Source organism: Paenibacillus sp. Root444D2 (genome assembly GCF_001426375.1).
GTDB lineage: Bacteria > Bacillota > Bacilli > Paenibacillales > NBRC-103111 > Paenibacillus_E.
Window position 1 is genome coordinate 1 of the sequence record NZ_LMEO01000032.1, and the last position, 22,796, is coordinate 22,796.

Genomic DNA, 22,796 nt, shown 5'->3' on the forward strand with positions numbered 1-22,796 from the left:
AGATTTCGCCATACGCAAGCATCCTAGCTACAAGGGTGGCTTGGTCCCTCCCGTGGTTGGACTTGCACCAACTAGATAATGCGTGCCTCTGGGCACGCTGAACAAAAAAGGAGTTGCCGCGAGGCAAGCTCCTTACTATCGTTTCTATTAGTTGAACGGTTTATCAGTTCGTTGAGTGGATGTCATAAGTTCAAGCTCTCTTTTCGTTTCCGGATGGACTACTATGCTATCTGTAAGGTTTAGAGTAGACTCTTTTACTTTTTTCCCCCATTTCCTTGAAAAGGAACGCCAGTCACATACCATTTCAATTACATACTTCTTTGGCATGGGCAATGCCTCGTTTGTGTTGGGGTTAATAACCCAATACTCCCAATGGTGCTTATTCTTATGCTGGTGACGAAGCCAAGCATATTTCCAATTCAGCTCCTCATCCAAGTCCAAAGGATTTCCGGAATAAAATTTCTTTGCGTAGGGAAAGAACTCAGCCGGTGAAAATTTCGAAAAATCATGAATAACTCCCTGAAAGTACAAGCCTTCCTTCCAACATTCGATCAAAACGTTGAGTTTGTGATTCATGATATATAAGAAATATCTCCAATAAGCTTTCATCATCGTATATATTTCTCCTCTCAAGAATAAATTTCATTCTGCTTGAATGAAATCATGATTTTTTAACTGTTCAGAGAAAACAAAAAGAATCCCACCTCCAAGAACAATGTCTTGGGGACGAGATTCATCGTGGTGCCACCCCAGTTCACTAATCCGTCATCAGATTAGCCTTATCGAGTACGGTATGACACTTCATGCTTATACTCTAGCTCTGTAACAGGAGCTCCTGTCACACCACCCCCTGAGCCAATTCAGGTTCCGATGTGATGCTCTGTGACTTGGTTCAACAAGGTATCCTTTACTCCTTTTCAGCAACCGGAGCTCTCTGTAAAAGTACGCCTTGTTTACTCTTCACATCATTGCATTTGATTAATATTACCAGTGGGATGCTGTGTTTGTAAATGCAACAGCATTGAAAGTATCCTGCCCGTTAGCTTAATGCCCGCCGGCACTCTACAACTTTATTTTCATGCTCATTGTATCAACAAATGAGGAGGTAACAAATACGAAGGAAGGGAGCTCCTAAGGGGTTCCCTTCTCTCATTGATCTATGATCCTTATTCACAAAGCATATTCAGACTGCAGATGCAGCAGGAGAAAAGACAGCGCGAGTATGCGTTACAAACGCATCCACTTCTGAAGATGTACCGGAGAGCTCGAACTGCAGCAACAACGGTACCCCGAATTGGTGTGCGATGGTCTCCCCGCTTTTAGCGAACAGATTGCCCCAGTTCCGATTACCGCTAGCAGCAACACCAAGGAGATAACGGTAATTCGCCCTCAGAAAGGACTGCACTTCGTCAGGCACCTGTCCGGCTCCGGTAGTATAAGTTATAAGAACAAATGGTTCACTTATCACTATATCCTTATGAATCCGGATCATTTTTGCCTCAAGGCCAGCTCCAGCAGCCTTTTTAATAAATCGATGTAAGACAAAATTTAGTTGTCCAAGCCCGTCCATTATATCCCCTAGGCTGGTCGACCCGCTTCATCTTTGTGGCTAAAACGAAATTGGATTGTATGGCAGCTGCGGTATTATCCAAAAACGGGGGATCTTTGCTTTTGCGGATGATGTCGGAGCGTCCGGGCAACCGCATAGAGAGAGCGTACCGGCATTTGCTTGCGGAAACGAAGAAGTTGTTGCCTTCCCAGGATTGGTGCTGTACGAGCGTTTATATTGAAAGTCGGGGAGACAGAGGAAAATGGGAGGAGTGGCTGGCGAGAACGGATCGATGACTGCCGCCGTATCGTTTGTCAGTTGGCCGAGGAAGTAAAAAATTCCGCGAGCCAGTTAGGCTCACGGAATTTAACTTTCTCCAAATCGTACTGACCCGATCCGGTCCCGATGGACTAGATCTTGGCTGCGAATAATCTTAACTAGTTCCTATTCGTTCCAAAGCTTGACGCGATCCTGGATGTATTTCGAAAATCCTTTTTCCATTCTCTCTACACCGGTACTGATCAGTTCTTGTTGATATTCATCCCAAATTTGGTCGAATTTCTCCGGCTTAGCCATAATGGCCTGAGGGATCCGACTCCAGGTAATATCCTTCACCTTGGTTTGCAGGATCGAGACCTCGCCGTCGGCAGGTAAGGAGAGATTCCAGGCCGCTCCCCAAGGCTTCGCCGGCATGTCGTTCACTGGCGTGAAGAAATCCGCCCAAACCGTGGCGCCATAGGCCTTCAAAGTTTCCTTGTCCGCGGCCGTATACTTGTTCTGAATTTCTTCAGGGTTCTTCTTCGTGAAGAAATTGCCGGTAGAATCCTTGACGCCATCGCCATAGTGGAGTCCCATGGTGACATAGGATTCAACGCCGGATTCCTTCTTGAACGCCTCGTTATCCTCGATGATACGCTTCTGCACGTCTGCCGGAACGACGCGTTTGCCGTTCTCTATTACATAATGCTTTCCTTCAACGCCCCAGTTGATCAGGACTTGAGCCTGTTCGGACGCCAGGTAGTCAAGGAATTGCTTCAGCCCATATCCTTCCCCGTAAGTCAGAATAAGGCGCTGATGCACATTGCGGAGTCCGATCCGATGTACTAGAAGCCAATGCCAATGAATCGTCGTTAATCAATAAAGACCTCTGACTTTGGCCAGTGCCTTTATCAAAAATTCACTTCTATCCTTCGCTTTCGAGGATCTACTATTCAATCCACGATCTCTAAAGTGATCTTGTATACATAGATGCCCTTTTCGATTTTATATTCATCGTGAATATTTTTGGTCCATCCAGTATCTCCACCAAGACCTGCATGTTTGTAATCGATATGAAGGAAAACAGAATCGGATGTGCCAAGCTCGTCCTCATAGGCGGCATTGTCATACTGTCCGATGCTGTACTGATGGATGTCAAAATGGAAGTGACCCGCCGAGGTAACTTTTACCTTGCGGTCATCCGCCGACACATACAAAAAACGGACATCTTCCTTGCCCCCGCACTCAACCGGCACGATGTAGGGAACATGCTGTTCTTCAACAGAGCTTTCATATATACCGACGAAGGCAGCCGTTTTACGGTCCGCATAGTTCTCCCATGGCCCGCGGCCATACCATTTGATACTCTTCCAGGCAGCAGGGAAGGTAAAGCTCAGACCGATTCTCGGTAAGGTATCGACATTAGCATTATTCACGACAGTGTTAGTAATTTCAATGCCTTTACCGCCAATCGCATACTCCGTAAGTGTTTCAATGCATCCATGATAAAGAACATGAACCTGAATGATGACTGATGCAGGCGCTGCATATACCCGGATACGCTTGATCTCTTTCTGATCGGAGTCCAGCCCGAGGCTTCTCCAATCATCTGCATAGTTTAGCGTCTCACCAGGCACACCTGCGTCTATCCCCGTTGGCGGCCGATAGAAATTGTTCGCTCCGCCCGTAAAGTAGTCTTGATTATTGTATCTGACAGAAATGAACTCTGCCGTTTCTTTCGAGAAGACCACGTTCGTATTTTCATTATAAATATGAATTCGATCCGCAGCTTCTTCATATACCAGGCTCCCACTTTGAATATCCCCGGTATGTATTTCATATACGGAATCTTTCAACTCGACCTGGCATGCATAGATACAGGTTCCCTTATTTGCATAATAGGTGTCCTCGTTCAGATAAGCATAAAAATTCAGGAACGCTTCCCCAGAGACCTTGGTTGGATCGTATGGTGCCTGAAGTCTTTCGATAGCTCCGGCCGGCGTGTGTAATCGGGGTAATGTACCGTTTTCCACAACCTTCCCGTCGCAAACAAGTTCCCAACCGATGTCCAGGTGGCTTAAGTCCCGATGCGTATAATGATTATAAATTCGATAACTTTTATTACCGGGAACATCATAAGGCCGTTCAAAACAATCGATCTGGACGGGAGCTTGTACATTTTTAATTTCATAGGCAGCCGGTTTCAGCGTTAAATCCGGAAATACAATGCCGTTCAGGCACATATCGGGCGCGGAATCAATAATCTCTTCCTGGAAGGCGCCGCCATAAACATATTTTTTGTTCCCAGATTCATCATGCCGGACAAGCGCTTTATCCTGGAAATCCCAAATGAAGCCGCCCTGAAACCGCGGGAATTTATAAATAAGGTCCCAGAATTCCTTGAAATTCCCGTTGCTGTTGCTTTTCGCGTACGCATATTCACACATAATAAACGGCCGCAAGTCATCGCTGCTCGTCATGCAATCCACGATCCAATCCTTCTGAGGATACATGGGCGCCATGATATCGGAAATATTGGCCGGAGGATTCAAGGACTCATACTGAACATATCTTGTTTTATCATATTCCTTCATCCATCCGTACATGGCAGCATGGTTCGCTCCGTAACCGGACTCATTTCCCAAGGACCACAGAATGATCGAGGGATGATTCTTATCTCGCAACACCATCCGTGCTGCACGTTCCATATAAGCATGCGTCCATTCGGGAGATGCGCTGAGCTGGCCGCCGATGCCATGGGTCTCAATATTGGCCTCATCCACAACATATATGCCCAGTTCATCACAAAGGTCGTACCATTCGACGGCATGCGGATAGTGACTCGTTCTTACCGCATTGATATTTAGCGATTTCATGATCTTGATCTGCTCACTCATATACTCCGTCGACACCACGCGCCCCGTTTCGGGACAAAATGCATGAAGGTTGGTTCCGCGAATTATGAGACGTTTGCCGTTAATTTTCAATATCCCGGTGTTATCGATGCTGATTTCTCGGAAGCCGACATTTGCACTCTCGATGTCAACGACATTTCCGTCAGGGTCGATCATTTCCAATACCAATTTATAGAGGTAAGGAATTTCGTCGCTCCACAATTGGGGACTCTTAATGGTTTGTTTGACTTTCGCCACATAGTTGTCTTGCAGGTAGGATCTGAAATCCGCAAACTTCGGCGTCTCAAATTGCGTAACCAATTTTCGATCGTGATCATAAAGAGACAGACGCACGTGAGCTTCCCCATAACAGCTTGCTTGATTATTAGGATAAACCGTCACGGCTAATTCGGCATTGTCATAATCACCCGGGAAAAGCGTTTCGATTTTATAATCATGAATTCGCATTCGCGGTTTTGCATAAATCAGAACATCTCTGAAAATACCCGATAGATGCCAGTAGTCCTGATCCTCCAGATAAGAACCGGCTCCGAATCGCATCACCTGAACGGCCAAATGGTTTTGCCCCGTTTGGATGTAATCGGTAATATCAAAAGAAGCGTTAAGCTTGCTGTCCTGCGAATAACCGACGAACTTCCCGTTTAACCACAGATAAAAGCAGGATTCCACACCGGCAAAATCGATAAACAAATCTCTGCCGTTAAAATGTTCAGGAATTTCGAACGATAGGACATAACATCCGGTGAGGTTATCCTCCGGCACATAAGGCGGATTCAAAACAAATTCATCTTGCTTCAGTTGAATTTCGTGATGAGAGTCCGCCCCCTTCCGCGCAAAGGGATACTTAATATTAGTGTATATAGGTTTCCCGTATCCGAACAACTCCCAGTTGGAAGGAACAGGGATATCATCCCATTTGGACACGTCATATGCAGGATGATAAAACTCATCAGTTACTACATCCGGAGATGAAAACGTTTTAAATTTCCAAGTGCCGTTTAAGCATTTTACGTATTTTGACGCTCTCCGGTCGCCGCTTAGCGCCTGTTCCACGGTTTCGTATATTCCATACGGCTCATGCATGGGATGACGGTTCTTGTGAGCGACATGCGGATTCTCCCAGTCTCTGTTCAGCTTCATACGTTTCGAATAACCCCCTCATAAATTGTCTTAATTGGTTGTGCTATGAAAGTCGATACCCTTATAATATAAGGACAAGTTTTTATATAAAATGTTAGGTCTGGTAATTCATTTATCCATTTTGGTAGGTGCGGTGACGATATGAATTTCGATGCTATAAAAGAAAACGATGTCGTATACCGGTGTATCGGAGACGATTTCGACCAGGGCATTTTGTCATGCGGCTTTATGAGAAAAAGAACGGCAGAGCGCTCCCAGTATGACTTCAGGATCGGATATTACAGCTGTTTGTTGGTCCTGCAAGGCAACGGACGATTTATCTCAAAGGAAGGCACTGTTATTACAATGCAAGCAGGGGATCTGGTACAACGTTTGCCCGATCGTATGCACTCCACCGAAATCGAGCCGAATGGGGAATGGATCGAGTTTTATATCAGCATAGGTTATCCTGTCTATCATTACCTCAAAACGCTAGGCATCATAAATTCCGACCAAGAGGTGCAGCCGACACGACATACAAGCGATATTTTGAATGAATTTGCCGCCCTGCTTAACTCTCTTAAAGCCGCTGTAGATGAAAGGCTCCCCTATTTGCTGATGAAAGCTCAAGAACTCATTATCCGTTTGCACGGCAGCGTACATCATACTCAGAGAGAGCACAATGATCATAAAATCTCAAAAGCTTGCCAACTAATCGGCGGCGCCAATGATATCCATTACGATATTAAGGAAGCCGCAGCAGCCGTAAATATGGGCTATGAGAATTTCAGGAAGCTATTTAAAGCCACAACCGGAGTTTCCCCTCAGCGGTACCACATTGAACATTTAATGAAACAGGCCAAAATGATGCTCCTCTCCGGACTCCCCATTAAACACGTAGCCGTTAGTCTTGGTTATGGGGATATTTATTCCTTTACCAAGCAATTTACGAAATCGGAAGGAATGCCTCCAGGACGTTATATCCGTAACCGCCACAGATAAGCAAGAAACTAAGCAAAGGGCAGGAGGATCTTGCTTAATAAAAAATCAGAAAAGGAAGCGAGATATCGTTCCTTCGCTTCCCTTATCATTCATCAGTTTTTCGGCTCTTGATAAATTTCAAAAGACAAGAGTTTAATTAAATCGATCGCAATTCACAGCATGAGAGTGATAAATAAATATAGCATCTTGTTTTTCTTTTACTGGAGAATTAAAAGGTTGACCATTATTTTCATTCTGATGAGTATTATTATTGGTAGCCGTATCGTTATTCTTCTGAGGTTCATCATCTTGAGGGTCAACATTAGTTGGATGTGTTGAAATAATTGTTGGTGATTGGTTATTTAAACCAATCGCTGATGAGGTGGATGAAACTGGAGTTTCAGTTTTTATAGCGTCTACCTCTTCATCTAATCCAGATATGCTGGCGAACAATAAACTTTCTGGTTTCAAGAAATTAATCCCCGTCAGAAAATGAAGCAAGGAATTGTTAAGTTGTTCGCCTGTGAAGCGCGAATGAAGAAAACCTTCAGGTATTAGGCGATTCATGACGTTCGATTTCTTCTTGATTTTCGCGGTAGGTGCCGGGAGTCGTTCCCGTGTATTTTTTGAACACCTTCGCGAAGTAGTGCTTGGTATCGAAGCCGACCTGCCGGCTGATCGCGCAAACGGTCGAATGAGGCTGCGTTTTCAGCAGCTTTTGCGCTTCCCGGATTCGTAACGCATTCAAGTAATTGACGAGGGTGTCTCCCGTCTCCTTCTTGAACAAGCTGCTAATATAATTCGGATGCAGACTCATGCGATCCGCAAGATGGTCGAGGGACAGATCGTTCATATAGTTCATTTGCAAATAGGCTAATATCCGTTCGGCGTGCCGACTGTAATCCGAATCCGATGCGGCGGGAAGCTCCTCCTTCACGCGGCTCAGCAGGGACGCGATTTCCTTTTTGTCCAAAGGCTTCAGCAAGTAATCCACGACGCCCGAGCGAAGGGCCTGACGGACATAGTCGAACTCGTCATAGCCGGTCAGGATAATAAATCGATCGCATAACCCCTCAAGCCTGGCCTCCTGAATTAATTCGAATCCGTTCTTCTCCGGCATATGGATATCCGTTATCGTCACATCGGGCATAAAGCGCTTCATTGTCTCTAATGCCTCCGGGGCATTGATGGCCGAGCAAATGTCGGAACCGACAGGCGCGACTTCCTCGACGATTTTAACTAACCCTTTCAGAATCAAAGGTTCGTCGTCTACGATCAAGATCTTCAACGTCCGCCACCTTCCTTTTCACGATGATAATGCGCAAGCAGGCTCCTTTGCCCGACTCGCTGAGGATTTCCAGTCGGGATTCTCCTCCGAAGAAGCTTTTGACTCGTTCGTTGACGTTTTTCAAACCTACGCCGACCCGCTCCTCTGCCTTTCTAGGCTCGTCGTGCCTGGACAGCCGTTCGCGAAGCGCGAGAAGCTTCTCCGGCGTAATCCCGTTGCCGTTGTCGGTAACGTCGATCGTAATCTCGCTTTCCGTTTCCGTCGCCTGCAGCGAGATATGGACGGGTCGAAGGACGGCGGAAGCTCCATGCACGATCGCATTTTCGATAAGCGGCTGCAAAAGGAATCGCGGACAAGCCAGCCGTTCGGCATCCAGCGCAACTTGAATTTCAAAAGTCAGCCTGCTTTGGAGCCTCATTTTGTGGATGTTCATATAAAAGGAAACCATCTCGATTTCCTTCGCAAGAACCGTTTCTTCCCGCGCGGACGACAAGCTGTACCGCATCAGTTTCCCGAACCAGAAGGAAATATCGGCGACTTCCTTGTCGTCGTTAGCCTCGGCGACCATGCGGATCGTCTCGAGCGTGTTATAGAGGAAATGAGGCTTGATCTGCGCTTGCAGCACCTGGTATGCCGCTTCTTTGTTGCGCATTTCAGCTCGGTGGACGTTGTTGATGAGCTCGTCCATTCGCCGGACCATCGCGTTATAGGTGACGATCAGGAAGCCGATTTCATCCTTTTCGAACTTGCCGTTTTTGATCGTCAGCTGCCTGAGGTTTTTGTCGTTCAGCGTACGCATATGCCGGGCCAACCGAAGAATCCGTTTGGTAATCGTCGAAGCCAGCAGGTAATAGGCGATGGATAAAGCGATCAACAGAAGCACGATCATCGTCACCAAGACGATTTCCTTCTTCTTCACGGAACGGAATACGTCTCCCACCTGACCGGTGACGATGACGCGAACGTCCAGCGGCTCGAGCTTCAGCTGATTGACGATCGTTTGCCGGTTGATAAAAAATTTCCTGTCATCCGCTTGCAGAAGACGCAATGTCTTCTTGTCCAACGCCGGCGCTTCGTTCGTCAACGGATCGCCCTGTCCGGACAACAGCAACGCTCTCCAACTTCCTTCCACACCCGCGGCCGCATAGAAGTTATGGATTAAACTTTTGCGTACCCGAATTTCAAGAAGGCCGATTCGCTCCGTAATTTGCGTATTGTAAATGTACTGGTAATAGATCAGGTCCGGATCCGACGCCGCGGGATCGGCGCGCAGCCATTTCCCCTGTCCGGCTTTCAGGGACGAGACGGTTTGTTCCGTTTGCGGATCCAGCATAGACCGATCGCGAAACAGATTGGTGATGGGCAATACCCGATCCTTCATCTTATAAATGACGATGGATTCGATCTCCGGATTAGCGAACATCGATTGCGTGTTAAGCGGGAGAATATAGCGGGTCAGCGCGTAGATGCTGTCCGCGTCGGATTCGTATACGCCGTCCAGATAATCGGTCAAGTAAGGATTGTATTGCAGCACCCGGTGGACCGACTGAATTCGGGCGAAATCCGTTTTCAGATTGGCGTAAGCCTGCTCCAGGATTTTCTGCCTGCTCTCCACGAATTGTTGCGTCAGGTTGCCGTAGATTTGCGTGTAATAGTGATAACCGAATGCCAGAACAGGGATAAAGATCATAATCACGTAACCAAGCACGATTTTGCGCATGATGCTCAAGGCGGCGTTTCCCTCCGATGCGGAATCCATATATCGTTAACATATCATGTACTAAAGAATTCCGATAGAGGCGCATCCCTTCCAGATTTGCAATTCCGCAAACCCCGGTTAACGTGAGAACGGATCAAATTGAAACGATTCGCCAGCCTTCACGGTGTATCGGATCGATCGCTTCCTATAGCGCAGCGTACAAGGCATTCCGCAAAGGGAACGGATCTCGGCTCCGATTAAGCTTCCTTCCGCCCAAGTCATGCCGACTTCGAATCCCCCTCTGGCGCGAAAGCCCGAGACGGAGCCTTCCGGCCATGTTTCCGGCAAGGCAGGAAGCAATTCGATTTCGTATTCGGCTTTTCCGTTTCGATAGCGGGATCGGCTTTGCAGCAGCATTTCCGCAATGCCCGCGGTTCCGCCGAAATTGGCGTCGATCTGCATCGGAAACGGCTCATGCTGATTGAGCAGATTCGGATTGGTCGATCCCGCCAAGAGATCGACGAGCCGCTTGCGCGCGCTCTCCCCGTCTCGCAATCTGGCGTGCAGCGCTATCCGCCAAGCAGCCGGCCAAGCCAGGATTCGGTCCTTGCTCCGATGGCGAAGCTCGAGGCTTTTGCGCGCCCCCTCGAACGTTTCGGGCGTATCCTCGTATATCTGATTGCCGGGATATAAGCCGTAAAGGTGAGAAACGTGGCCGTTCGAATCTTCCGGTCGATCCCAATCCTCCGGCCATTCCTGCAATTGGCCGAATCGTCCGATTTGCATGGGGGGGATCCGGTCCAGAACCTTTCGGATTTCGTGTTCGAACGCCGAATTTTCGCCCAGCAGCTCGCTTGCGATCAAACAACGTTCGAGCAAGTCTCGGATCAACTGCACGTCCATCGTGGACGAGATCGTGAGATGCCTTCTTCGATCGCGGCCGTCCCGATACGCGTTCTCCGGCGAATAGGAAGGATTGGTAATCAGCAGACCGGCGAATTTGACGCCTTCGGGAGCCTCCACCAGGAAGTCCATCACGAATCGGGCGGCTTCTTTCATGGCAGGGTAGGCCCGTACCCTCAGAAAGTCAAGGTCGGTATTGTATTCGAAGTGATCCCATAAGTGCTGGACCAACCATACCCCGCCCATCGGCCATATTCCGGCATGGATGTCGACCGGGGCCGCGGCGCGCCATAAATCGGTATTGTGGTGGACGACGAAGCCCTTCGCGCCGTAATAGAGTTCCGCCGTGCGCGCGCCGGTGACGCGAAGATCGTCGATCAGATCGAACAGCGGCAGGTGGCATTCCGGCAAGTTTCCGACCTCCGCCGGCCAGTAATTCATCTGGACGTTGATGTTGGTCGTCCATTTGCTTCCCCATTCCGGCCATTCTTCTTCATTCCATATGCCTTGCAAGTTGGAAGGCTGATCGCCCGGTCTGGAAGACGCAATGAGCAAATACCGGCCGAACTGAAAATATAACGCGGCGAGCGACGGGTCCTCCGTCTCCCGAATGTCGAGTACGCGCCGATCCGTCGGACGCCGCTTGCCGCCAGTTCGCTCGTCCGCCCCGGCTCCCCCCAGCCTTATCGAGACTCGTTCATACAAGGCTTTATGGTCTTCGACGTGTTCGTCCAGCAACTCGCGATAAGGTCGTTCGGAGACGCGCGCCATATACCAATTGTTCAATTCCGAAGGATCGCCCCCCATGTCCCGGTAGTTCAAGAAGCTTGTCGCTCCGGAAAAAACGAGGGTTACGGCACTCGCTTCCGCTATGCGCAGGACGCCGTCGCCGGCCGCGCACGAGCCGCCTTCGCAAAAAGCCGTGAGCCTCCCTTCGAATCGGAGTCCCGGACCTTCCCAAGAGCCGCTCCAATTTCTTGGACCCTTGCGCGTTCCGGTCCGTCCAGTCAGCCGAATCGCACGGCTGCCGTCCGATTGAACGGACGCATCGGGGTGGACGCTGGACAAAGACGCGTCTACGGCGATACTGCCCCGCTCGCCGCACGAAAGCCGAATCACCAGGCAGCCGCTCGGGCGGGAACAGAAGATTTCGCGCGTGTATTCGCATCCGTCGGCTTCATAGGATACGGTCGCCACCGCCCGCCGCAGATCCAATTCACGCCGATATCGCGTAACCTCGCGATGCCCGGGGAACGCCAGATTCAGCTCGCAAAAAGGCAGGTAGGCTTGCAGATGGATCGGCTCGCCCATCATGCGGTCCAGAAACAGCCGCTCCGCCTCCTCGATCCGATCATTGAAAATCAGGCTCCGGACTTCTTGCAAATATTGCCCCGCGTCCGGCCGGTTATAATCGTGCGGCGCCCCCGACCACAACGTCTCCTCGTTGATCTGGATTCTTTCCGTTTCCGCTGCTCCGAACACCATTGCTCCCAGCCGTCCGTTGCCAATCGGAAGAGCCTCTTTCCATGCCGTACCGGGCGAATCATACTCCAGCTTCATCATTTTCCCGCCTTCCGTTCTCCCATTTGCCTTCACCTGCAATATAGCGTGCAAAGTCCGTCAGGAACGCGCAGCGCTCCTGACGGACCCAGTCTTATTTTTTAAACAAATCCTTCTTCTTCTTATAGGTTTGGTTAGCCCAATCCACCAAGCGATCCAGACCGATCTTCTCGGCGTTCTTCACCATGCTCTCGTAGTTTGCCACGGCTTCTTCCTCCGACTTCGCCAAGTAGATTTTAACCTTCTCGTTTTTGATCATCTCGTCGATCTTCGTTTTGATCGTCTTCTCGTCCGAATCCGGCTGCAGCTGAATCAAGCCGAGCTCCGGCTTGTAAACCGTGAACGCCTTTCTTTCCATCAACGCTTTCGTCTTCTGCGCTCCCGGTACGTAGCTCAACATGCCTTCCGTAACGCCGTCGTTGTACAGGTACCACCATTTGATTCCGTTGCTGTTGACGAAATCGGCGTCGGACGGATCGTATTTCAAATTCGGATACCCTTCGTCGTTCCAGGTCCAATGCTCGCCCTCGACGCCGAACATCGTTAACTTTTTGCCTTCGTCGCTCGCCAGATATTTAAGGAACTTGATCGACGCCTCCGGATCCTTGTTTTTCTTCGTGATAAACGTACCTGCAAAGCCCAGTCCGGAGCTGACCGCTTTCGCATCTTTCGAAATGGAGCTAGGCAGCATTTGGAACGTATACGAACCGCCGGCGTTTTTGACCTTGATATTGTCCGAGTCTGCTATGCTGACCGTATGCATATGCGCGAATGCCTTCCCGCTGGTCGCATACTGATCGTCGATCTGATCGTTCGTATAGCCGAAGTTCTCCGCCAGAATGTCCCCTTCGCGGTACAGACGGTTCATAAACTTGAAGAAATCCAGCATTTCCGGCTGTCTGATCGCATAGTCCACTTTTCCGTCCCGCTCATACCAGCCGTTCAGAAGGCCCTCGACGCCGAACTGCGTCAGGAAGTATTGCTCGATCCAATCTTTGTCCATGATCAGAGGGATCATGTCCGGATATTTTTCTTTGACCATGCCCAAAACCTTCATAAAGTCGTCAATGGTGTCTATTGACGGATTGCCGAGCTCTTGCAGAATATCCTCGCGCACCGCGATACCCGGGTTGCCGTCGCTGCCGACCGAGTATTTGTTCTGCGCCATTTCCTCCTGCGTCGCGAAGGAGTTGCGCACCGTATAGAAATTGCCGTCATCCATCGTGTGGATCGCAATTCGTATCGGATCGATCTTAAAGTCAGGCGCGTATTTCTCGATCAGCTCGTTCCAAGGATAAGAAAGCTTCGAATCGGACATCCGTTCGATGTTCGCGTTAGTAAAAACCAGATCCGGGAGATCGCCGGACGCGATCATGAGCGGAAGCTGCTTGTCGTCCGTGGCTACTGTCACTTTCAGCTTGATTCCCGTCTTTTCGGTAATTTTCTCGGCAACCGCTCCCGTCCATTCCTTCACCGGATACCAGGAGGCATCGATAAACAGGGATAGCTCCTTCACCTCGTTGCTTTTGGCGGGCGGTTCGCTCCCCACCGAGTTATTGACTTGACCATCGTTGTTATTTCCGCATGCGGACATCAGCGCTATCGTCATCATTAGGATGAGCGATAAGAGCAGTGCCTTCTTCCCTTTGTTTCTTTTCAAAATAACCCCTCCAACAAGTGATGTTTATATTAAAGCAAACGCTTTAATATCATGCCAACAAAATCAACCCTTCACGGAACCCAGCATAATGCCTTGAATGAAAAACCTCTGGAGGAACGGATAGACGCACACGATAGGCGCGATAGATATAACCATAGCCGCTACCTGAAGAGAATAGCTGGTGACGCCCGCTGAAGCGCTGTTCGCAACGGCTATAGCGTCCATCGGCGCATTGCTCTTGTTGATAACCTCCATCATCCGGAAAGCGAGTGTCCGCAGACCTTCCGACTGCACGAAGTAAGCGGAATCCAGCCAAGAGTTCCATTGACCAACCCCCAAGAAAAGCGACATGGTTGCGATCAGCGGCATAGAGACGGGAAGGATGATCCGGTAGAAAATAACGAGCTCGGTAGCCCCGTCCATGTAAGCCGACTCCTTGAGTTCACTCGGAATTTCCTGAAAGAACGAAATGGCTATCAGCAGAAAAAACGTACTTAACATGGAAGGAATGACATAGACACCAAACGTGTTCAGCAGCCCCAGTGAGCGCAGAACGACGTAATACGGTATCAAACCGCCGGAAAAGTACATCGCGAATATAATGACCGTGAAATAACCTTTGCGAAACAGAAGATCGCGGTGAGACAGCCCATAAGCAACCAAACAGGTAAAAAGGACGCCTAGGGCGGTTCCCGCAAGCGTTCTCATAATCGTGACCAAAAAAGCACGGTACCAGTGGGGGTCATCCAAAAATCGCGCGTAATTTTCAAAGGAAAAGGTCCTTGGCCATAGATAGACGCCCCCAAGAAGCGAATCGGTTCCTTTATTGAAGGAAAGAATCAGGACGTAATAGAACGGATAAAGCATCGATAACGTCAGAATGGCTAGTAATGCATAAATCATAGCGTCCATGATACGATCTTTTTGTTTTTGGCTGAGCTGCATGCACGCTCCCCTTTCCTAGAATAGACTTGATCCCGAAGTGCGTTTGGCAATGTAGTTGCTGGAGAAAATCAGGATGACGGAAATGACGGACTGGATCAAATCAATCGCTGCCGCATAGGAAAATCTCCCGTCTCTTAATCCGACCTTAAACGCATAAGTTTGCACGATCTCCGAGGTCGGATTGTTGATGCTGTTGCCGAACAGAAACGCCTGCTCGAAGTTGGAGCCCACCAGTCCTCCGCCCAGAATGCTTCCGATCGTCAGAATAAGTACAACGACGATCGTTCCTTTCATTCCAGGGAACGTAATATGGCGAATTCGAGCCAAGCGGCCCGCTCCGTCGATCTGCGCGGCTTCGTATAATGACGGGTTAATGCCCGCTATGGCGGCCAGGAAGATAATCGTCCACCAGCCCATCTCCTTCCAGACGGCACTTCCAGTCGCCAGTCCCCAGAAATAGTTGGGGTTCGTCAATATGTCAAGCGGCTTGTCGATTATGCCTAGCCCTAGAAGCGCTTTATTGACCATCCCGATATCCGTCGACAGGAAGGCGAAAGCGATGCCTGCGACGACAACCCACGAGATGAAATGGGGCAAATAGCTGATCGTTTGGACAAAACGCTTAAACTTCAAATTTTTTACTTCGCTTAATAGAATGGCCAGCAATATGGGAGCCGGAAAAGCAAAAAGGATTTTTAGCAGACTCAATGCCAGCGTATTTCGAACGATTGTTCCAAACTGATAGTCATTAAAGAACTCCTTGAAATGCTTTAATCCCACCCATTCGCTTGTAAAAATGCCCTTAATTCCGGTAGAGATGGAATACTGCTTAAATGCCATTAGAATGCCGAACATCGGCGTATAGGCGAAGACAAGCAAAAATATCATGCCGAGCCCAACGAACAGGTGCAGCGTTTTTTGTTTTTTAAACCGCTTCCAAAACTGCGTTCGCTGTTCTGTTTTTCCCTTAATTCCGGTTACGCGTGTATCCAACTCCATATCTGCTCCTCCTTTATTTTCAGTGTACTCTTCGAATCAGAGCGTCGAAAGCCAACATTCTTAAGAAAGCGTTGTCATTTTTGAAGATCGGATGGCAAGGTGCCCGGACAATAGCATCCCGTTGCCGCCGTTCAAATCGGTTTGCGATCCGCATAGAACGCGGCGATATCGTCCCTCGTACGCTTCCGTTTCTGGACAAAAAATAGATGACCCCCGACGAATTGACGAATTCCGAGGGTCATCTACCGGCCAATGCTAGTGCGGCCTAGTTCTGCTTTGATCACGGATTAAACTGCAGCGACAAGCGGTTTTATTTCATTCTTCCCTGCTTGGGCATTGGCGTTGACGCAAGCAATCGTTTCAATCCGGAAGCACGGTGTAGACGACGCCGGCATCCGCATGAAAGCGGAGAAGGCCGGCCGGCCTCTCGGATTCGACCGGTTTCCCTTCCACTGTAATCGAACAACTGATCGCGCTTCGGATACAGCATGGTCCACTGGCAGTAGAGGCAATTACGGCCTTCGTCAGACTGCCGTCCTTCCATTCCAAGTCGACCGTATAGCCGCCTCTAGCGCGCAGCCCTTGAACGAAGCCCGTTGACCAAGCTGCCGGAAGCGCCGGGAGCAGATGAAGCTCGCCCGCATGACTCTGAAGCAGCATCGTAAAATTATTCCTACCCACTATAATGACGATAAAAATCACCATTAGTTGCGGTAAACTGCCCGTAACGAAGTAGGCTGCCTTCGTGTAGTTATTTAACTAATGTTCTATGTTAGCAATACATTATTACTTAATTTCGTGACTTAAATAATTTAATAACGACTTCTATACTACTATATACCATTAATAGTATACCAAATATGTTTAATGTGTTCTTTAAAAAGGTTCCTAGAGCATGAGTACCATCGAAAGTTAACATTTCTGGAGTAGGGAAAATAAGTAAACCAAATCCCATTATAAATGAAATTGCCAGTAAAAGATTTCTCTCCATGAAAATTTCCATCTTTCATCAAATAAGTAAAGTCCTCATAAGAACCTCACCAATAATTTTACCACATTTTGTAAATCGAACCACTCGTTAAAATTATAAAAAACGGCAGATGACCATTGAGTCATTTACCGTCCTGTTGAATTAATAAAATCTTATTATCTGTATAATCCTGCCCTGGCTTACTTATTTGAATAGGTTGATAATTTCAAGGAGATTCGTGTCATCTATTACGCTAATCTGCCCTTTACTTCAACAAAGGCTGCAGCAGATCCTCCGATCTGCTGCAGCCTTATTGATTGAACTATAGTTTTCCGTTAGCTCAATCAACTTTCTCTTTTTGAGCCCTTTGGGTTTCTCTAAATGAACCGAACATGCCTGTAAAAAGCCCGATTAACCCAATAGTAAATCCATATCCAGAAGAACCTTCAAAAGCTAACTAAACAATTACTCCGAACATGTTATATGAACACCTAAAAGTTGAACTTGAAGAGCACTTGGATTGATAAAGTCCATTAATACCACCTGCATAAAAGATTACAATAACTATTAGAATTAGAACGATTAATCACACTAAGCTAAAACTAACCATCTTGACCCTCTCCTCTAAAAAATTTAAACAAATGTTTTCAACCACACCATTCCCTAAGAATCTTCTTAAGTATATTCGTTTAAAGTGATTTTTTTCATACATATGTGTTTTTGAATTAGCCTAAACCTCTACCAAGCAAGCTTAACGTAATATACAAGCGATCACTCCTCGTAGTGATAATCTCTGAATTCCTGTGGCGTGGTGCCTACCATTTTCTTGAATAGGAAGGTAAAATATGCCGCAGTCTGAAAGCCGACACGTTCCGCCACCTCGTAAACCTTGATATTCGGATCCCCGAGCAGTTCCTTCGCTTTGGCCATCCGTGCCTCTTGCACGAATTCCGAGATGGTCTGGCCCGTTTCCTTCTTGAACAGAACACTTAGATAACTGGCGTTCAGATGGAACTGTTCGGCTAATTGCTTCACCGTCACGTTATCCTGCAGATGTTCTTCCAGATAGCGCGAAATCTTATGGACGAGGTTATGCTGCTGCCTGGTTTGCTCCTTCTGCTTTAACACGCTATATTGGTTCAGATACTCCAGAACTACTCCCCTGATCTCTGTCGCGTTGGTGCAAATGATCAGTTTCTGCCATATCAGGATGTTCGATTCCCCATCGGAATCCTTGGTCCGCTTGATCTTACGCGCCAATTCGCTGATGAGTCCCATGCCGAATGCCTGCACATACGAGAAGGACACCGGCTCCTGTGTTAACAGCATGTCGAAGGCATGGTCGAAATATACAACGGCATTGCCGCTGTCTCCCTTCTCCAGCATCTTGACGATCTCGGGGATGTATTCTTCGCGTAGCCGAAAGTCGCGGTATTCGGTCATTTCCCCCCTGTCGAAATAGAGGAGTTGGCCTGGACCGGCCAGTCTGCCGTTGGCCATCATGTATTTGACTTCCTTGTACAATAGCGGAATCTCTTCCCAGCCGAGGCATTCCCTGCTGATTCCAACGGTCACCGTTGTGTTATACTGCTCCCTTAGCACGTCTTGTATAAAGGCTAGCTGCTTTTCCAGCTTGGCGCGGTCTAGCGGGGAGGCATTCAGATAGATGACCGCCGCTTCGTCCACCCCTGTCTTGCCAAAGTATGTCCCTGTGAATCCGGATAAACCCACCTTGACGATTTTCATCAGCCCTTCGCTGAATACAACCCATTCCCTAGCATCGTGCGCGTTGGAAGGAGTAAGCCTGTCGTATCCGAATAAAAAGAGACTGGTCTGCCAATTCCTTTCCGGCAGCTCAAGTAGACGTCGCCAGGATTCCAGCAACTCCACACTGAGAATCCGCCCCTCGATCAGGTCGTTGACGAACCGTTCCTGCAGAACGTCGAGACTGCCGGTCACCTTTTCTTTCAGGGCGGTAGTCTCCCGTTCAATCCGAATCCTTTTCTCAATTGAATCGCGGAACGCGGCTAGCTTCTCCTCTAGCTCCTGCGTCTTGATGGGCTTCAGCACATAGGCCTTGGCCCCGAGATGAATGGCCTCCTGGACAAATTCAAATTCGTCATACCCGCTGATCATCACGGTTTGCATGGACTGCAGATGCGGATAATCCGATTTGCACTTGGCCAACAACTCAATCCCCGTCATCCCGGGCATCGACACATCCGTAATGAGAACATCCACCCGGGTATCGGCCATAATCGCAAGCGCCTCCTCCCCCGACTCGGCGGTCACAGGCTGATGGTATCCCAATTTTTCCCAATCGATATGGCGAACAAGCCCTTGGATATGCATCGGCTCGTCATCGACGATTAATGCCTGGATCATCACTCATCACCTCGTTTAAGTTCGGGACGTATTTCGCAAACTGGAATTCGAATGGATACGGACGTCCACTCGCCCTCAATGCTGTCAATGGAAAAATGCCCCTCCAGCCCGAAGTACAAGTTCAGCCTTTCGCGGATGTTGTTCATGCCGAACCCGTTGCTTGTACCGGTATGGGTGCCGGCTCGGATGGCCTCCAGCTTCTCGGCGGGAATCCCCTTCCCGTTATCAAAGATAAAGAATTGAACCGTGTCTTCCACCTGTTGGATCGAGATTTGAATAAAGGCATCTTTTCTCTTCGTTATGTTTCCGTGCAAATAGCTGTTCTCCACAATCGGCTGTAGGAGCAGCTTGATGGTGTACAAATCGAGCACCTCGGTTTTCACCTGCCACTCCACGTGTACCAGATCCGGGTAACGTAACTTCTGGATTTCGACATATGCCTTTAAATGCTCGAGTTCGTCACGAATCTTGGTCACATTGACCCGGTTGTTCAACGCAATCCGATAAAAGGTTGTCAAGGCGTCGATGGTCCGGACCTGCAGCTCATCCTGCATGTCCATGGCACGCCAACGGATCAAACTGAGCGAATTATAAATGAAATGGGGATTGATTTGCGCCTGAAGCGCTTTGAACGACTGCTCCCGCTCCTGGATTATGGCTTGCGTATGCTCTTTAACAAGCCGGCCCAAACGGTTGGACATGGAGTTAAACAAGATCTCGATCTCCCCCAATTCGTCGTTGTCCCGGTTCTTCACCGTAACCTCAAAATCCCCGTTGGAGACATCGTTCATCCGGACTCCTAATTTGCGAATCCGCCATATCACGTTTTTGAGCACCGTCGTGATCAGAAAGATCGACAAGAGTAGGAAAAAGGCGATTCCCCATCCTACCGTATAAAGTATCCGAGTGGATTGCTCCTCCAACCGGTTCAGGTGCACCAAGGCTGCAACAGTCCATTCGGAGTTGATTTTCTGCGTAATCAGGAGTTTCCCGTTGCTGGGGGAACCCATGGCACCAGGTTTATCCCAATACTCCTTGAGCGGTGTACTGGCAAGCCGGTCCCCGATCTCACCGGGGTCCGTGGATGCGATGATATTGCCGTTCTCGTCCACGATAAATAGTTCCCCCGCCCCTTCAAAGGGGTGCTCGAAAGATTCCGAGAATACTACGTTGTAGTTCAGCAGCAGGTAAACAACCCCATAAATGTTCCCGTAAGTATTTATGATCTTGTGGGAAACAACCAGTCGGGTCTTGTCATCCAGGGCGTTGGACCAATTGAGATTCCCTGGAGAATGGAGGTTGTTTTCATACCAGACCTTTTCGGTTATTCCGGAGAGCATCCGATTTTCCGGTTTCCACAAGAGTCCGCCGTCCTGAACCAGAGTCCCATTACTATGGTAAATGCGGAAATCCTCAATGCCAGGCAAATATTTGCTCGTGAACAGAAAAGAGCGGTCCACATATTGGACCGTCATCAGCTGCTCCTCCATATCCGCGTAGTCCCGAGAAAGGCGGGAGATCAACTCACCGTCAGTCGCTGTACGGATGGCGAGCAAATCGTAGCTTTGCTTCCGGAATTCGATGCTTTGTGCGCTTTGACGGACCGCTTCCTTGATGGTCAGCATATAATTCGCCCTTACAATGTGCAGAGCCAGGTAACCGGCACCGACGGCCAAGAGAACCGTGGGAATGAACACAATCAGACTGTAGAATAGGACGATTTTGCTTCTTAAGCTCATGTAACGGGTCAAACGTATGACCGATTTCTCAATAAGATGTTTGATCTTCATAGCTTTCCCCTTCCATGAACTACAAAGGGAGCCGCCCCCCTTGGAAGAGGGCTGCTCCTTCAACTCTTAAAATTCTCCGTTGACTTTAATTTCCTCCTGATAGGATTCGTTCCATTCCTTCTTCAGCTCGCTCCAGTGCCCACGCTTCTCCAGCGCATTCCGGAAGGCTTCCCAAGCGGAATCAAACTGGGCATCATCCTTGGCCAACAGGAATTTGGACCGGTATTCCTTGCGGATGTTCTCCATCTCCGGCCAATACTTCTCCCATACGCCACCCTGCTTTGTCTGTACCAGATCGTAGGAGTGGGCAACCCGTACACCACCCATTTTGCCAACCGCTTCCGTGAACTTGGAGGTTTTGGTCCCTCCGACCTTGTCCACATCGGCGGTATTCCACCACGGATACCACTTGTTATTGAAAGACGAAGTCATATATAGCTCCGGTGTAACTTTGGACTTCTGGGCCGGATCGCCCGAATTCCGGCTCTTCTTGTATTCTTCGTTGGTAAATCTCCATTTACCCAACGGCTTGTCGGCCCAATCCCAATACAATCCTGCGGGACCTTCATTGACGACCTGCTGCATCTCCGGCTTCGGTTGGAGCGTGTAGTCAAAGAACTTCAGAATTGCTTCCAAATTCTTCGAATTCTTACTTATATAGACTTCAAAACCCGGATTCGGATTTACGACTTGGTTCACACCGACCTTCTTCACGCCGTTCACCTTGGGGAACGGAATCACTTCATAGTACCAACCGGGTTCCGTAGGACCGTCCAACGTTTCCCAAAGGGAGCTGGGAATATTCCAAAAGCTCCCTGTGTTGAGCGCAACCCGCCCGGATTTGTTTTTCTCTTGGTATTGCTCTTTTTTGTTGGTCACGACTTCTGGGTCAATCAGCTTGTCCTGGTACATCTTGTTCATCCACTTATATGCGGCTTTGTAGTTCGGATCATCGTAGGCGAATGCGAACTCATTTCCTTTCTTCTCCACACCTTTACCGGAAGTGGATACCCCGAATGCGGTCAGAATCGCATTTTCGTCGCTCCAACCTAAATTATCGTTGATGTCCAGTAAGAAGGAAAGGGGAAGAATCGATTTGCCCGATGCATCCTTTTGCTCCGCGGCTTTCTTCAGGAAGGCTTCGACGCCTTCTAGGGTGGCCAAGTCCTTGGTTGTCATGCCCGCCTTCTCCAAGATGTCGGAACGGACGGTCCAGGTCATGGAGGCCCAACCCGGCCAGGGATCGCTCGGATTCTGATCGAACCAGGTGGGAATGGACCAGATATGGCCATCCTTATCCTTCATGCGTTCCAGGTATTGCTTCGGAATGGAAGCCAACCCGGGATACTTATCAGGCATATTGAAATACTGTTCCACTGGGATGATTTGTTTGGAACGGTTCATAGCGCTCTTGACCGTATCGTTCCTGCTGAAGATGGCCGCATCATCGAAGCCGCCCGTATTGATCTTCAGATTCAAAGCAGTGATTGCATCGCCTTGGGTTGCTTCCAGTTTAACATCGATTCCGGGTTCTTTCTCCCGCCAATACTTCTGGACCAAGCTGTCGTTATTGATGGTTGCCGACCAGCCCAACCATAAACTGAATGACTTGGAACCGCCGGCGGCCAGACTTCCGGTTGCCGAATGACTCCCTGTGGTGGCCGGACTAGCAGTGTTTGACGCCCTATCCCCGTCCGAGCACCCTGTGACTACGGCCAGTACGGCCGCTGCCGTCAACGCCGCCCAACGCATTCTTGATCTTGTGAAACCCATTG

General features: G+C 48.9%; 17 protein-coding genes and 1 other annotated feature. Of the genes, 2 read left to right on the forward strand and 15 right to left on the reverse strand.

Going from position 1 to position 22,796, the window contains the following annotated elements; translation table 11 throughout:
• Window positions 1–147: 147 nt before the first annotated feature.
• Together ASD40_RS18200 and nrdI are read right to left on the reverse strand one after the other, a co-directional pair.
• Window positions 148–612 carry a DUF5662 family protein gene (locus ASD40_RS18200; RefSeq protein WP_057304597.1) on the reverse strand — a complete coding sequence of 155 codons (465 nt, stop codon included), beginning with the start codon at window positions 610–612 and terminating at the stop codon, window positions 148–150.
• Window positions 613–719: 107 nt separating this feature from the next.
• Window positions 720–978 (reverse strand) — a binding site (T-box leader).
• A 205-nt stretch (window positions 979–1,183) separates the two neighbouring features.
• On the reverse strand, window positions 1,184–1,570 hold the full coding sequence (nrdI, locus tag ASD40_RS18205) for a class Ib ribonucleoside-diphosphate reductase assembly flavoprotein NrdI (RefSeq protein WP_057304598.1): 387 nt from the start codon (window positions 1,568–1,570) through the stop codon (window positions 1,184–1,186).
• Between the two features lie 59 nt (window positions 1,571–1,629).
• Between nrdI and ASD40_RS18210 the strand changes: the two genes are divergently transcribed.
• Window positions 1,630–1,845, forward strand: a complete 216-nt coding sequence (locus ASD40_RS18210) for a hypothetical protein (RefSeq protein ID WP_057304599.1) — start codon at window positions 1,630–1,632, stop codon at window positions 1,843–1,845.
• Window positions 1,846–1,993: 148 nt separating this feature from the next.
• Here the strand turns inward: ASD40_RS18210 and ASD40_RS18215 are convergent, their stop codons facing one another.
• Both ASD40_RS18215 and ASD40_RS18220 read right to left on the reverse strand, forming a co-directional pair.
• Window positions 1,994–2,629, reverse strand: coding sequence for a hypothetical protein (locus ASD40_RS18215; protein WP_057304600.1), 636 nt, complete (start codon window positions 2,627–2,629; stop codon window positions 1,994–1,996).
• Between the two features lie 131 nt (window positions 2,630–2,760).
• Window positions 2,761–5,862 (reverse strand): glycoside hydrolase family 2 TIM barrel-domain containing protein, encoded by a 3,102-nt coding sequence (locus tag ASD40_RS18220; RefSeq protein WP_057304601.1) that lies wholly within the window; start codon window positions 5,860–5,862, stop codon window positions 2,761–2,763.
• A 141-nt stretch (window positions 5,863–6,003) separates the two neighbouring features.
• Between ASD40_RS18220 and ASD40_RS18225 the strand changes: the two genes are divergently transcribed.
• Complete coding sequence (locus ASD40_RS18225) at window positions 6,004–6,843, forward strand: helix-turn-helix domain-containing protein (RefSeq protein ID WP_057304602.1); 840 nt, start codon at window positions 6,004–6,006, stop codon at window positions 6,841–6,843.
• Between the two features lie 132 nt (window positions 6,844–6,975).
• On the opposite strand, the gene ASD40_RS18230 is transcribed toward ASD40_RS18225, so the two are convergent.
• From ASD40_RS18230 to ASD40_RS18285, 11 genes are all read right to left on the reverse strand, one after another.
• A complete protein-coding gene (locus ASD40_RS18230) occupies window positions 6,976–7,293 on the reverse strand; it encodes a hypothetical protein (protein WP_156390084.1) in 318 nt (105 codons plus the stop codon).
• Between the two features lie 76 nt (window positions 7,294–7,369).
• On the reverse strand, window positions 7,370–8,110 hold the full coding sequence (locus ASD40_RS18235; RefSeq protein ID WP_057304604.1) for a response regulator transcription factor: 741 nt from the start codon (window positions 8,108–8,110) through the stop codon (window positions 7,370–7,372).
• Complete coding sequence (locus ASD40_RS18240; protein ID WP_235549303.1) at window positions 8,058–9,830, reverse strand: sensor histidine kinase; 1,773 nt, start codon at window positions 9,828–9,830, stop codon at window positions 8,058–8,060. Before ASD40_RS18240 ends, ASD40_RS18235 begins: the two co-directional genes overlap by 53 nt.
• Window positions 9,831–9,947: 117 nt before the next feature.
• Window positions 9,948–12,275 (reverse strand): glycosyl hydrolase family 95 catalytic domain-containing protein, encoded by a 2,328-nt coding sequence (locus tag ASD40_RS18245; protein WP_156390086.1) that lies wholly within the window; start codon window positions 12,273–12,275, stop codon window positions 9,948–9,950.
• Between the two features lie 91 nt (window positions 12,276–12,366).
• On the reverse strand, window positions 12,367–13,932 hold the full coding sequence (locus ASD40_RS18250; protein ID WP_057304607.1) for an extracellular solute-binding protein: 1,566 nt from the start codon (window positions 13,930–13,932) through the stop codon (window positions 12,367–12,369).
• Between the two features lie 63 nt (window positions 13,933–13,995).
• Window positions 13,996–14,877 (reverse strand): carbohydrate ABC transporter permease, encoded by an 882-nt coding sequence (locus tag ASD40_RS18255; RefSeq protein WP_057304608.1) that lies wholly within the window; start codon window positions 14,875–14,877, stop codon window positions 13,996–13,998.
• Between the two features lie 15 nt (window positions 14,878–14,892).
• Window positions 14,893–15,876: an ABC transporter permease gene (locus ASD40_RS18260; protein ID WP_057304609.1), complete on the reverse strand. Its 984-nt coding sequence runs from the start codon at window positions 15,874–15,876 to the stop codon at window positions 14,893–14,895.
• Window positions 15,877–16,236: 360 nt separating this feature from the next.
• Window positions 16,237–16,536: a glycoside hydrolase family 95-like protein gene (locus ASD40_RS18265; RefSeq protein ID WP_057304610.1), complete on the reverse strand. Its 300-nt coding sequence runs from the start codon at window positions 16,534–16,536 to the stop codon at window positions 16,237–16,239.
• 1,081 nt (window positions 16,537–17,617) lie between these two features.
• The gene (locus tag ASD40_RS18275; RefSeq protein ID WP_057304612.1) at window positions 17,618–19,231 is read right to left on the reverse strand and encodes a response regulator; all 1,614 of its coding nucleotides are present in this window, start codon (window positions 19,229–19,231) and stop codon (window positions 17,618–17,620) included.
• Window positions 19,231–21,021 carry a cache domain-containing sensor histidine kinase gene (locus tag ASD40_RS18280; RefSeq protein ID WP_057304619.1) on the reverse strand — a complete coding sequence of 597 codons (1,791 nt, stop codon included), beginning with the start codon at window positions 21,019–21,021 and terminating at the stop codon, window positions 19,231–19,233. The genes ASD40_RS18275 and ASD40_RS18280 overlap by 1 nt, the downstream gene beginning before the upstream one ends.
• A gap of 66 nt (window positions 21,022–21,087) precedes the next feature.
• Window positions 21,088–22,794, reverse strand: a complete 1,707-nt coding sequence (locus tag ASD40_RS18285; protein ID WP_057304613.1) for a hypothetical protein — start codon at window positions 22,792–22,794, stop codon at window positions 21,088–21,090.
• Between the last annotated feature and the right edge of the window lie 2 nt (window positions 22,795–22,796).

What these genes read in the sequence shown, in the direction of transcription:
- ASD40_RS18240 (WP_235549303.1), bottom strand. Translation starts at nt 9,830, where the DNA reads ATGCGCAAAATCGTGCTTGGTTACGTGATTATGATCTTTATCCCTGTT.
- ASD40_RS18260 (WP_057304609.1), bottom strand. Translation starts at nt 15,876, where the DNA reads ATGGAGTTGGATACACGCGTAACCGGAATTAAGGGAAAAACAGAACAG.
- ASD40_RS18265 (WP_057304610.1), bottom strand. Translation starts at nt 16,536, where the DNA reads ATGCTGCTTCAGAGTCATGCGGGCGAGCTTCATCTGCTCCCGGCGCTT.
- ASD40_RS18275 (WP_057304612.1), bottom strand. Translation starts at nt 19,231, where the DNA reads ATGATCCAGGCATTAATCGTCGATGACGAGCCGATGCATATCCAAGGG.
- ASD40_RS18225 (WP_057304602.1), top strand. Translation starts at nt 6,004, where the DNA reads ATGAATTTCGATGCTATAAAAGAAAACGATGTCGTATACCGGTGTATC.
- ASD40_RS18245 (WP_156390086.1), bottom strand. Translation starts at nt 12,275, where the DNA reads ATGATGAAGCTGGAGTATGATTCGCCCGGTACGGCATGGAAAGAGGCT.
- ASD40_RS18200 (WP_057304597.1), bottom strand. Translation starts at nt 612, where the DNA reads ATGATGAAAGCTTATTGGAGATATTTCTTATATATCATGAATCACAAA.
- ASD40_RS18210 (WP_057304599.1), top strand. Translation starts at nt 1,630, where the DNA reads ATGGCAGCTGCGGTATTATCCAAAAACGGGGGATCTTTGCTTTTGCGG.
- ASD40_RS18255 (WP_057304608.1), bottom strand. Translation starts at nt 14,877, where the DNA reads ATGCAGCTCAGCCAAAAACAAAAAGATCGTATCATGGACGCTATGATT.
- ASD40_RS18220 (WP_057304601.1), bottom strand. Translation starts at nt 5,862, where the DNA reads ATGAAGCTGAACAGAGACTGGGAGAATCCGCATGTCGCTCACAAGAAC.
- nrdI (WP_057304598.1), bottom strand. Translation starts at nt 1,570, where the DNA reads ATGGACGGGCTTGGACAACTAAATTTTGTCTTACATCGATTTATTAAA.
- ASD40_RS18285 (WP_057304613.1), bottom strand. Translation starts at nt 22,794, where the DNA reads ATGGGTTTCACAAGATCAAGAATGCGTTGGGCGGCGTTGACGGCAGCG.
- ASD40_RS18280 (WP_057304619.1), bottom strand. Translation starts at nt 21,021, where the DNA reads ATGAAGATCAAACATCTTATTGAGAAATCGGTCATACGTTTGACCCGT.